This is a genomic window from Acinetobacter indicus CIP 110367 (assembly GCF_000488255.1).
GTDB lineage: Bacteria > Pseudomonadota > Gammaproteobacteria > Pseudomonadales > Moraxellaceae > Acinetobacter > Acinetobacter indicus.
On the sequence record NZ_KI530755.1, the window covers coordinates 450,790 to 461,665 of the forward strand.

Consider the following 10,876-nt stretch of genomic DNA (forward strand, 5'->3'; position numbering starts at 1 on the left):
GAATAAAAAATACAATTCTTATTTTGCATTCTAGTTCAAGTACTCAAATATGCTCCTGTTAGAGAGATACAGTGTAAGCGTCCGCTGAACACACCTTCTGAATTCATCCTATAAGCCTTAATTTAGTCCCCACTTAGAAACAAGTGGGGACTTAAATTTATGACTACAAATAATCAGACATCCATCGCATCTCTTGCGAAAAAACGAAGAACATACAGTGCTGAATTTAAACAGCAGATCGTTCAGGCTTGTAAAGCACCGGACGTTTCAATTGCTTCAGTCGCTTTGCAACATGGATTGAATACAAATCTTGTATCCAAATGGATTCGCTTAATTGATGCTAAGCCAGGGAATGATCGCTCACCACTACCGAATAAACCTGCATTTATTGCCTTATCTTGCTCTGCACCATTAGATCCTACTCCTACTGACATGTTAAAAGTTAAAATTACTTTACCCCACTCAAAAGCAGAAATTGGCTTGAAATGGCAAGTATCAGAAATATCTGCTTTAGCAGAATTACTCAAGGCACTTGCAACATGATCCGCATTGATGAGATCTGGCTCTCTACCCAGCCCATGGATATGCGAGCAGGAATGGATACTGTCATGGCTCAGGTGGTGAGAGCCTTTGGCTACATTAAACCGCATTGTGCTTACCTGTTCTGTAATAAACGTGGCCATCGCATGAAAGTGCTGGTACATGATGGACTGGGCATCTGGCTGTGTGCCCGGCGGTTGGAACAGGGCAAATTTCACTGGGCTAAAGTTCACCAGGGTGAAAGCGTAGCCCTCAGCCCGGAACAGTTACAGGCACTGATCCAGGGTTTGCCTTGGCAGCGCATTGGACGACAGCAGGTGGTGACGATGCTTTAAACCAGGCTGTTCCATTCTGCTATTCTCCAAACGTTCTATTTCATTCTTCTCATGACCTCAGGCATACTGCGGTCATGAATACGCTGCCTGACTTAAGCCAACTGACCCATGAACAACTGCTGGAATTCACCAGACAGTTGGCACTGCAGCATCAGTCTCTAGCACAATCAAACCAGCAATTAGATGCCAGAGTTCAACATCTTGAAGTCACCAATCAGCAATTAGATTCTAAAGTTCAACATCTTTCTATTCTCAATCAAAAATACGAGCATGAACTCGCACTATTTAAACAGCACAAATTCGGCAGTAAAAACGAACATCTCACTGCAAAACAAATCCACCTGTGGGATGAAGCGGTTGAAGAAGATATTGCCGCGGTTGATCTAGAACTGGAACGGCTAAATGCAGATAAAACCGATGCAGTGACACAGAAAGCCAAAACCAATAAACCTAAACGTCGACCACTGCCAGATCATCTACACACCATCCGTATTGAGCATGAACCTGCATCAACCCAATGTGCTTGTGGCTGCCAACTCCGTCGTATCGGCGAAGATGTCAGTGAAAAACTGCATTTCAGACCGGCACAGTTCTATAAGGAACAGCATGTGCGTGGTAAATGGGTCTGTGATCAGTGTGACACTCTGACTCAGCAAGCGATGCCCGCCTATGTGATTGATAAAGGCATTGCTTCACCTGAACTGCTCAGCCATGTTTTGGTATCGAAATATGCCGATCATTTGCCGCTGTACCGTCAACGTCTGATCTATCAGCGGGCGGGAATCGAACTTTCTAGATCAACTTTATCTGACTGGATAGGTCGCTGCGGTGTAGAACTGGAACCTCTGGCCAATGCCTTAAAAGAGGTGGTACTACAACAGCAGGTGCTGCATGCAGATGAAACACCGGTCACCATCATGCGGATGGGTGAGAATGATAAAAAACCGAAGAAAGGTTATGTCTGGGCCTATGCCACTACACAGTACAATCCAGTTCAGGCGGTGATCTATGACTTTCAGGATAGTCGTTCAGGCCAGCATGCTGCAGAGTTCTTGAAAGGCTGGCAGGGTTATCTAGTCTGTGATGATTACAGTGGTTATAAAGCACGCTTTAAATCAGGCCAGGTCATTGAGGTGGGCTGCATGGCCCATGCACGTCGTAAATTCCATGAACTGCATGTAACTGGGAAAAGTCAGGTCGCTGAACAGGCATTAGTGCTGATTCAGAAACTGTATGCGATAGAAGCAGAACTCAGGAAAAAGACCGATGGTACAGCGGAAGACCGCCGCGAATACCGACAACAGTATAGTCAACCAGTGATGCAACAACTATATGAATGGCTCAACCAACATCATCTGACAGTGCCATCGAGTTCTCCTACCGCCAAGGCTATCAATTACACTCTGAAGCGTTGGCCAGCCTTAAGCCGTTATCTGGATGATGGCAATCTACCGATATGCAACAATTGGGTAGAGAATCAAATGCGACCTTGGGCCTTAGGGCGCAAGAACTGGCTGTTTGCTGGCTCGCTGCGCAGCGGCCAGCGAGCGGCGAATATCATGACTTTAATCCAGTCAGCAAAGCTGAATGGCTTGGATCCGTATGCCTATTTAAGTGATGCGCTGAAAAGGCTGCCGACGCATAAAGCGACCCAAATAGAAGAATTACTGCCACATCGCTGGAAATCCAACTCAAATTAAAAAATAGGCATGGGGTTCAGCGGACGCTTACGATACAGTGATGAAAATTTTAAAATCAACAGATCAAAGTTTCGAAAATTCACTTTCAGAATTACTCAGTTTTGAAACCGTTACCGATGCTCAATTGGTCACTACCGTAGATCAGATTATCCAGGCAGTCCGAGTGGGAGGTGATGATCAGTTATTAAAATATACGCAGCAATTTGATCAGCATCCGGCACTTGAGTTTTCAGAACTGGTTTTGTCACCAGAGATGCTAAAAAATGCATTTGATGAATTGGGGGATGAGGTCAAAAATGCGTTGGAATTTGCTGCTCAACGCATTAGAAAATTTCATGAAGCACAACTACAGTCAGGTTGGACGATTGAAGATCAATTTGGTAATACCTTGGGACAAAAGGTGACTCCTTTAGATCGTGTTGGGATTTATGTACCCGGAGGTTTAGCATCATATCCTTCATCAGGGCTGATGAATGCGATTCCTGCAATGGTTGCTGGTGTTAGTGAAATCATTATGGTTGTACCTGCACCTAAAAGAAAACTGAATCAATTGGTATTGGCGGCGGCCTATCTTGCAGGTGTTGATCAGGTCTTTACTATAGGCGGTGCACAAGCCGTAGCGGCTCTAGCGTATGGCACTGAAAGTATTCCTCGTGTAGATAAAATTACCGGGCCGGGCAATAAATATGTAGCTGCTGCAAAACGAGCTGTATTTGGGCAGGTGGGGATAGATATGATTGCAGGACCCTCTGAAATTGCGGTTTATGCTGAATCGGACTGTAATCCAGAATGGCTTGCCATGGATTTGCTATCCCAAGCAGAGCATGATCCTGTAGCACAGGCCATTTTTATTACTGATGATGAACAGGTATTGCAACAGGTTCATACTGCTTTACATCAGCATTTAGAAGTACTGCCTAGAGGAGATATCGCACGAGAATCGATTAATAATCGTGGAGCAATGATTCTTGTTCGGGATCGAGCAGAGGGCATTGATGTGATTAATCGAATTGCTCCTGAGCAGCTCCAGCTCTGTGTTGAGCAACAAATTGCGCAAGATATGACGGCGGGTATTCGTCATGCGGGGGCTATTTTCATTGGAAAGTATACTGTCGAAGCCGTTGGTGATTACTGCGCTGGACCGAACCATGTTTTGCCGACTTCAGGAACTGCACGGTTTTCATCACCTTTGGGAGTATATGATTTTCAAAAGAGATCCAGTTTGATCATGTGTTCTGAGCAAGGTGTTAAACCACTGGCACACGTCGCTGACATTCTCGCTCAACAGGAAAATTTAGATGCCCATGCACGTTCGGCCCGTTATCGTACTTAATCAATTTATTTAATTAGAAAATGTTGGTTTATATCGGTTTATTTCTGAGTGCATTTGGTGCAGCGACTTTGCTACCTTTACAGTCAGAAGCAGTCCTAGTCGGACTGTTATCTATGAAAACATATTCAGTGGGCTTTCTATTAATGGTCGCTACCTTTGGTAATGTTCTAGGTTCATGTGTAAATTGGTGGTTAGGTTTAAAAATTGAAATGCATAAGGATAAGAGTTGGTTTCCTGTAAAAAGGGAACAGATTATTCATGCTCAAGCACTATATGCAAAATATGGATCATGGACTTTATTATTGAGCTGGGTTCCTATCGTTGGTGATCCAGCAACATTGGTCAGTGGAATTTTGAAGGAAAAATTTATTCGGTTTTTAATTATAGTTACGATAGCTAAAGGTGGGCGGTATTTCGTCATTTATCTCATTTATTATAATATTTTTGCTATTTAACTTTTTATCTTGGTTAAATTGTGTACAATTTAAATTCTAATTTTAAGTCATTTAACGGGGATAATACTAATGAAAAAGATCTTAATACTTTGCTTATTAACATCATTGACCACAATAGTTAGCGCACACTCTGGTGGTACTAACTCTCAAGGCTGTCATACCAATAGTAAAACTGGTGATTATCATTGTCATTAAAAATTTGATCAGCCTTAGCACTTCAAAAAGAAGTGCTAAGGCTTGTGTCTTATAAATAGCGTTTTATTAATTTTAAAAACTCCTGTAATTCATCTTCATTGACATGTTCATGTTGATTGGCCAAAACATGTTCACGTAAATGCTGTTCTATAAGTTCATTCATCAAACCATTGATTGCGCCTTTAATCGCTGCAACTTGCTGTAATACCTCTATACATGAACTTTCTGGGTTCAATAATTTCTGTTCTATGGCTTGAGTTTGACCTTGTATCCGACGTACTCGATTAAGAACTTTTTTATTTTCGGTTAAATGGGACATGGTATTTCAACTTAAAAAAATATACTATGGGGGAGTATTATTGACAGCAACCTAAAATGCAATCATCGACTGAAATTAATCGTAAACATTCTCATCAATTTGATGAGGGCAATCCGTTGGCACAGAAAAAAATTTTAATTGCGACCATTTTGACTGGTGTCATGATGGTGTTTGAAATTTTTGGAGGATGGTTTTTTAATTCCATGGCCTTGCTCGCTGATGGATGGCATATGAGTTCTCATATGTTAGCACTCGGACTAGCCTATTTAGCTTATCGTGTAGCACGTAAATATGCAGATGATCCACGTTTTTGCTTTGGCACATGGAAAATTGAAATATTAGCGGGTTATTCGAGTGCAATTTTGCTGATGGTCGTTGCTGTGTTTATGGGAATCCAATCAATTGAAAGATTATTTAACCCAGTCAATATTCACTATAATGAAGCGATTGCAATCGCCGTCATTGGTTTGATTATCAATTTTGTCTGCGCGTGGCTATTACATGAAGGCGGCCATCACCATCATCACCATCATCACGGTCATGATCATGACCACCATCATCATGATCACCACCATGGGCATGAACATCATGAAAATGAAGAGCATGACTTAAACCAAAAAGCTGCATTTTTACATGTAGTCGCAGATGCAGTGACATCTGTACTTGCCATTATTGCCTTATTTGCAGGTAAGTATTTTGGATGGGATTTTTTAGATGCAGTGCTCGGTATCGTCGGTGCAATACTGGTTGCAAAATGGTCTTGGGGACTGATTCGAGATACAGGTAAAACTTTGCTTGATGCTGAAATGGAGCATCCTGTCGTAGATGAAATTAGAGAAGTGATTGAAGAGCTTGATCCTCAGCTTGAGATTACTGATTTGCATGTATGGAAAGTTGGTCGTGGCAAGTTTTCTTGTATTCTTTCTTTAGATAGTCAGAATTCAGCAATTACAGCAGATGTAGTGCGTAAAGCTCTTTCAATTCATGAAGAAGTGGTTCATGTGTCGGTAGAAATTAATAGCAATTTCAAGCTTTCAGCAGCAGTTTAAATCAACTAATAAAATGAGCAAGATGAATGTCCTGCTCATAGATTTTTTATATGTTGAGTTGGATGATTAATCCTAAAACAGCAGCAAAACCAATCACTCTTAATACACTTTGATTAAATTTAAATAGAGCAATACAAGCTGCTAAAGTAATGGATGCAGCAATATAGTCAAACTGTCCTTCAAATCCTTTTGGCCACAATACGTGATATGCGAAGAATAATGCGAGATTAAGAATTACACCTACTACAGCCGCTGTAATTGCAGTAAGTGGAGCTGTAAACTTAATCTGATTATGAGTTGATTCAATCACTGGCGCTCCACCTAATATAAAAATGAATGAAAAAAGAAAAGTAAACCATGTCACAATGGTTGCTCCCAATGCACCAGCCAAAAACTTATGATCTGGTCCTAGCAGATCCAGATTGTATCCCCCCATAAACCCAACAAAAGCGACCACCATAATAAGGGGGCCAGGTGTACTTTCACCCAATGCTAAACCGTCAATCATTTGTGTGGGTTTAAGCCATCCATAGAAATTCACAGCACCTTGATAAACATAAGGTAGTACTGCATAAGCACCGCCAAAGGTCATAAGTGCTGCTTTAGTAAAGAACCACGCCATTTGTGTATAAGCATGAGTCCAGCCGTAAATTGACGTAAGTAGCAATATAGGCAGACACCAGAGCAGGGCAGAAATGATTAGAAGCTTAATGAGTCTGGGCCATTTAAAGATCGCATGTTCAGGTGTTGGAGTGTCATCATCAATGATGGCTTTACCGTAAGTTTTAGAACTGCCTTGATGAGTGTTTCCAATGAATAGGCTTGGATCAAATTTACTGAGCATGTAACCGCTCATTGCTGCAAGTAAAACAATTAAAGGGAAGGGAACATTGAAGGCAAAGATTAAAACAAAGGCAATGCACGCTATAGCATACATATATTTATTTTTTAGCGACTTACTGCCAATTCGATAGGTTGCGTGAAAGACAATAGCTGTCACGGCGGGTTTGATACCATAAAACAGCCCGGCAATAACGGGTAGATTGCCGAATTTTGCATAGATCCAAGACAGCGTGATAAGAATGATGAGCGATGGCAGAATAAAAAATAATCCGGCTATAAGACCACCTTTGGTTTTATGCATTAACCAGCCGATATAAGTCGCTAATTGCTGTGCTTCAGGCCCTGGTAGCAACATGCAGTAATTCAAAGCATGCATAAAGCGCTTTTCTGAGATCCATTTTTTTTGTTCAACAAGCTCTTGATGCATGACTGCGATTTGACCAGCTGGGCCTCCAAAGCTGATAAATCCTAATTTTAGCCAAAATATAAACGCTGCTTTAAAGCTAACGTCTGGAATAGTTTCTGTTTTATCTTCTTGTAGATTATTCATGAGTTGTCACCACTAAAGTTGGTGTAAAGACCATCAAAAATGTGATTGGAGAGTTGAACGAACTGATTGTCATCCGTGATGCTTAATTTTAATCCATGCAATACTTTTTCAAAGCCGATAGCTTCAGGCGGCTCATTTCCTCCAACATCCAGGTAATGGACTATTTCAGCAACTTTTTTAAGTGCATGATTTGCAAGATTGAAGCTATGCAATAAAACTTCAAAAGATACAAATTCATTAACATGGGTAAATGTGGCACCATCAAAATCAAATCCAATTGCCTCTGGTGGGCAATCGTTAATATTGTTGAGCCAAACAAAAGTTGGGTTTTGATCAATAAATTTCTGAATGAGCCAAGCACAAGCTAAGCGATCGATCCAAGGTCGTTTACGTGTAGCCCAAATTCTGTTTTGGTAATCAGACTTTTGTAAAAGAGGAATGAGATTGGAAGATGTGTGTGGTTCATCAATTTCTCCTAATCTCGCAATCACTCCTTCTAAATGAGTTAATTCATTCAATACTTTTATTTGTAAGGTATTGGGGAAATAGTCGATATCAACTAATGTGTTTAAATTTTTTCTAAGCTTACGAACTTGTTTTAAAATAATTTTTTTTTGGTCTGGGTCAAGATTGTTGCTGAGTTCTAAAATTTCATTACTGATGGCTTGGTAGTCTTCAGTTCTATCAAATAAAGTAGAGAGATCTAAATTATCAGGTATTTCCGATTCAAAAATATATGCGCTACCATGCTCATTTAAATGGTCAGTCACAATTTCTTCGAACTTAGAAGAATAAAGTGAAGGCAGCAAATATACCCCATCTCTTAATGTAGCTGCTCCGTGAGCCTTCAGGGAGCGCCATATTCGCATCCTAGCAGTCGTACTATGACTGGGTAATGATGAGACTAAAATTGAAATTATCATGTAATAAACCTAACATTTTTTGTAGAGATTAATACATTTTTTTGATTTGATAAATTTAATATTTATGCATTTTTTATCAAAATTTCTTATATATAAAATTTAAAGTGAATAGTTGAGAGATTTATCAACTATATGTGATTCTGCAGCTGAGTAAGCTTATCGTATTATGGGGGTAGACTAATCAAAGTAGAAAGTAGATTGGGGGCAAACGATTTCTTATTTTTCACGACTGTATTATGGTATCGGGTAGATCAATATCGATTATGGAGATAGTATTCATTTGTTTAAGACTTATATTTTTTCTTGCATGTAGGAGGATATTGATTCTAGTTAAAGCTGGAAGTCTAGAAGTCGATACCAGCAGAATTTTGGCGATTATTCCTAATCCTAATTAAATTTTCTACTGTTTTTGTTGCAAATAGCTTTTACACCATTTTTACACCTTAATATATTTATTTGTCTTTAACTTATTATAATTTATGTAAATATTTTATTTTTGTGTCCAATCCATCATGGGGGCCACGGAAATTCTTGGCAGTTGGATATTTTCAAGCGTATTTACATTTGACATTCAACAGCAAACCTTGCAACGATGGGAAACAAAACTGAGGCGCTATTCGCACAGATTGGGCAGCACAAGGCAGAGGGTTTTACTCACATCCACCGGGCGTGCAGGGGCGAGATAGTAGCACAAAATCTGGCTGACGAAAAAAGATTGTTATTGGCTGTCCGCAGGCGTGCGGGTGAATATTCATATTTTAGCCTGCTGTTATTTTAACTGTTATATTGTTAAAATATAAATTATAATTATTGATATTAAGCTTGAGTTATTTTATAAATTAAATGAATACTCTCGAAAATGATCTTTAAATTCAATTAGAATATATAATCAAAATACATATATAATCCTCTTAAGAAAAATAAAAATAATAAAATTAATTCACTGGAAAAAGGGCTTTGTTGCACAAAGATTTGAAATGCAAAGCGCCCCTAATTGAGCCAAATTTAAGGCGTAACTTGGGTAAGTGGTCGACCTAATTCCGTAAATCTGTTGAGGACTGCTACACGTGCATGAATCTCATTCACCTGACTAGGAAAGCTTCTTGCCATTAATTTATCGCCTAATAATTTGATGCAATGCATCTTGGTTTCCACCAAACTGCGGCGATGATAGCCTGACCATTTTTTCCATAGTGTCCTGCCTAAACGTTTAACTGTTCGAAGTAATTCATTTCGCGCTAGCGAGCTACTCTTTGTATCTTTCCATGGTTTCGCATTTTTTCTAGGTGGAATCACTGCATGCGCTTGCCGATCTGCAATGACCTGACGGCATTGCTTGGTGTCATAAGCTCCATCGGTATAAACAGAGTCAATCTGCTCATCTTGTGGAATCTGATTAAGTAAATCACCAAGCACCTGTGAATCACTGACATTATTGGTTGTAAGCTGAACTGCTCGTATTTGTAGGGTTTTAGCATCTATACCAATATGAAGTTTACGCCATTGGCGACGATATTCAGGTCCATGTTTCTTGCGTTTCCATTCGCCCTCACCTAGAAACTTCATGCCTGTAGAGTCCATGAGTAGATGCAGCCCATCACTACTTTTTTGGTAGCTGATTGCAATATCAATATGCTTTTGTCTTCTACAAAGCGTGGTGTAATCTGGAGCTATCCAATTTAATCCGCAAAGTTTAATCAGACTTTGCACAAAGCCAGTGACCATACGTAAAGACAGACGGAATAAGGATTTAATCATTAAGCAGCATTGGATGGCTGCGTCGGAGTAGGTTTGATTTCGCCCTTGTTTGCCTTTTGATGGCGCATACCATTGCGTAGCAGGATCAAACCAAATGGCAATATTTCCGCGACTCATGAGTGCTCGGTTATATGCGGGCCAATTGGTTGTGCGGTAGATTTTGTGTGTAGGCTTCTTCATTTGAAAATTATATCGCTGAAAAAGCCTTTACAGATAGGTTTGTGCAACAAAGCCTGGAAAAAGTGACAATCAATTCACAAATTATAGTTGTTATTTGATTTGTTTAAAAAAATATGTAATTCCAATGTAACAAGACGCGCTTTTCTTGCAAAATATCTATTAAATACTACATAAAATTACGCAAAATCCTTCAATATAACTATATTCAGAATAATAAATGGATGATCATATGCCCCAGTATATTAAACTTTCTGAAATAATCTATAGAAATGTCGAGCAAAATAAGGACTTTAGAGGAGATATTATCAATGATTTAAATATGTTAATGATTGAGCTGCGTGCTGAAATCAAAAAAACACGTCTTAAATTATTGGTCAATTGCATCGACTTTAATGAGCTGATGGTCAACCCTTTATATGCCAACGAGCTGAAACTGGATTTGAGCATTGTGCCAAAAAGCAGCAATAAAGAAGAGTTTATACTCTGGTTGGCGACATTTATTCAGAAAATTACCGTTGATGAAGATCAGCCGAAGATCCCAAAGGGAAAGAAGATCAAAGTGCCCTTAATGAGCTTAGAACCGCTGGATATTGCAGCCCCTCCACAGATCTCGAGTGACAAGGAGCTGGAGTGGTATCAAACGGCGCAGATTGCAGATTAAGGTGAGAGGAAAGCACTATGTACATCAAGTTTTAA

General features: G+C 39.8%; 12 protein-coding genes. 8 read left to right on the forward strand and 4 right to left on the reverse strand.

Translation table 11 applies throughout. The annotated features are described in order from the left end of the window. Positions 1 to 159: 159 nt before the first annotated feature. The 6 genes from tnpA (at position 160) to P253_RS15790 (ending at position 4,558) form a co-directional block, all read left to right on the forward strand. Positions 160 to 543 (forward strand): IS66-like element accessory protein TnpA, encoded by a 384-nt coding sequence (gene tnpA / locus P253_RS10780; RefSeq protein WP_016659046.1) that lies wholly within the window; start codon positions 160 to 162, stop codon positions 541 to 543. Next, positions 540 to 875 (forward strand): IS66 family insertion sequence element accessory protein TnpB, encoded by a 336-nt coding sequence (tnpB, locus tag P253_RS10785; RefSeq protein WP_023274422.1) that lies wholly within the window; start codon positions 540 to 542, stop codon positions 873 to 875. The genes tnpA and tnpB overlap by 4 nt, the downstream gene beginning before the upstream one ends. 74 nt (positions 876 to 949) lie before the next feature. Next, positions 950 to 2,575 (forward strand): IS66 family transposase, encoded by a 1,626-nt coding sequence (gene tnpC / locus P253_RS10790; RefSeq protein WP_016659044.1) that lies wholly within the window; start codon positions 950 to 952, stop codon positions 2,573 to 2,575. A 40-nt stretch (positions 2,576 to 2,615) separates the two neighbouring features. Next, on the forward strand, positions 2,616 to 3,908 hold the full coding sequence (hisD, locus tag P253_RS10795) for a histidinol dehydrogenase (protein ID WP_016658597.1): 1,293 nt from the start codon (positions 2,616 to 2,618) through the stop codon (positions 3,906 to 3,908). 23 nt (positions 3,909 to 3,931) lie between these two features. Next, complete coding sequence (locus P253_RS10800) at positions 3,932 to 4,363, forward strand: YqaA family protein (RefSeq protein ID WP_155757096.1); 432 nt, start codon at positions 3,932 to 3,934, stop codon at positions 4,361 to 4,363. Between the two features lie 69 nt (positions 4,364 to 4,432). Continuing rightward, positions 4,433 to 4,558, forward strand: a complete 126-nt coding sequence (locus P253_RS15790; protein WP_155757095.1) for a YHYH domain-containing protein — start codon at positions 4,433 to 4,435, stop codon at positions 4,556 to 4,558. Between the two features lie 49 nt (positions 4,559 to 4,607). Here the strand turns inward: P253_RS15790 and P253_RS10805 are convergent, their stop codons facing one another. Beyond that, positions 4,608 to 4,877 carry a metal/formaldehyde-sensitive transcriptional repressor gene (locus P253_RS10805; protein ID WP_016658599.1) on the reverse strand — a complete coding sequence of 90 codons (270 nt, stop codon included), beginning with the start codon at positions 4,875 to 4,877 and terminating at the stop codon, positions 4,608 to 4,610. Between the two features lie 56 nt (positions 4,878 to 4,933). On the opposite strand from P253_RS10805, the gene dmeF reads away from it, so the two are divergent. After that, on the forward strand, positions 4,934 to 5,926 hold the full coding sequence (gene dmeF, locus P253_RS10810) for a CDF family Co(II)/Ni(II) efflux transporter DmeF (RefSeq protein ID WP_016658600.1): 993 nt from the start codon (positions 4,934 to 4,936) through the stop codon (positions 5,924 to 5,926). A gap of 46 nt (positions 5,927 to 5,972) precedes the next feature. Here dmeF and chrA read toward each other — a convergent pair whose 3' ends face one another. The 3 genes from chrA to P253_RS10830 form a co-directional block, all read right to left on the reverse strand. Beyond that, positions 5,973 to 7,319 (reverse strand): chromate efflux transporter, encoded by a 1,347-nt coding sequence (gene chrA, locus P253_RS10815; protein ID WP_016658601.1) that lies wholly within the window; start codon positions 7,317 to 7,319, stop codon positions 5,973 to 5,975. After that, entirely contained in the window at positions 7,316 to 8,242 is a 927-nt protein-coding gene (locus P253_RS10820; protein WP_016658602.1) for a chromate resistance protein ChrB domain-containing protein, read from the reverse strand. Before P253_RS10820 ends, chrA begins: the two co-directional genes overlap by 4 nt. A gap of 1,005 nt (positions 8,243 to 9,247) precedes the next feature. Next, a complete protein-coding gene (locus tag P253_RS10830; RefSeq protein WP_081402516.1) occupies positions 9,248 to 10,180 on the reverse strand; it encodes an IS5-like element IS17 family transposase in 933 nt (310 codons plus the stop codon). A gap of 229 nt (positions 10,181 to 10,409) precedes the next feature. Here P253_RS10830 and P253_RS10835 point away from each other — a divergent pair, with 229 nt between their 5' ends. After that, complete coding sequence (locus tag P253_RS10835; RefSeq protein WP_016658603.1) at positions 10,410 to 10,841, forward strand: hypothetical protein; 432 nt, start codon at positions 10,410 to 10,412, stop codon at positions 10,839 to 10,841. Positions 10,842 to 10,876 lie beyond the last annotated feature (35 nt).

Bases quoted from the DNA above. Each gene is read 5' to 3' on its own strand.
- tnpA (WP_016659046.1), top strand. From the start codon at position 160: ATGACTACAAATAATCAGACATCCATCGCATCTCTTGCGAAAAAACGA.
- tnpB (WP_023274422.1), top strand. From the start codon at position 540: ATGATCCGCATTGATGAGATCTGGCTCTCTACCCAGCCCATGGATATG.
- tnpC (WP_016659044.1), top strand. From the start codon at position 950: ATGAATACGCTGCCTGACTTAAGCCAACTGACCCATGAACAACTGCTG.
- hisD (WP_016658597.1), top strand. From the start codon at position 2,616: ATGAAAATTTTAAAATCAACAGATCAAAGTTTCGAAAATTCACTTTCA.
- P253_RS15790 (WP_155757095.1), top strand. From the start codon at position 4,433: ATGAAAAAGATCTTAATACTTTGCTTATTAACATCATTGACCACAATA.
- P253_RS10805 (WP_016658599.1), bottom strand. From the start codon at position 4,877: ATGTCCCATTTAACCGAAAATAAAAAAGTTCTTAATCGAGTACGTCGG.
- dmeF (WP_016658600.1), top strand. From the start codon at position 4,934: ATGCAATCATCGACTGAAATTAATCGTAAACATTCTCATCAATTTGAT.
- chrA (WP_016658601.1), bottom strand. From the start codon at position 7,319: ATGAATAATCTACAAGAAGATAAAACAGAAACTATTCCAGACGTTAGC.
- P253_RS10820 (WP_016658602.1), bottom strand. From the start codon at position 8,242: ATGATAATTTCAATTTTAGTCTCATCATTACCCAGTCATAGTACGACT.
- P253_RS10830 (WP_081402516.1), bottom strand. From the start codon at position 10,180: ATGAAGAAGCCTACACACAAAATCTACCGCACAACCAATTGGCCCGCA.
- P253_RS10835 (WP_016658603.1), top strand. From the start codon at position 10,410: ATGCCCCAGTATATTAAACTTTCTGAAATAATCTATAGAAATGTCGAG.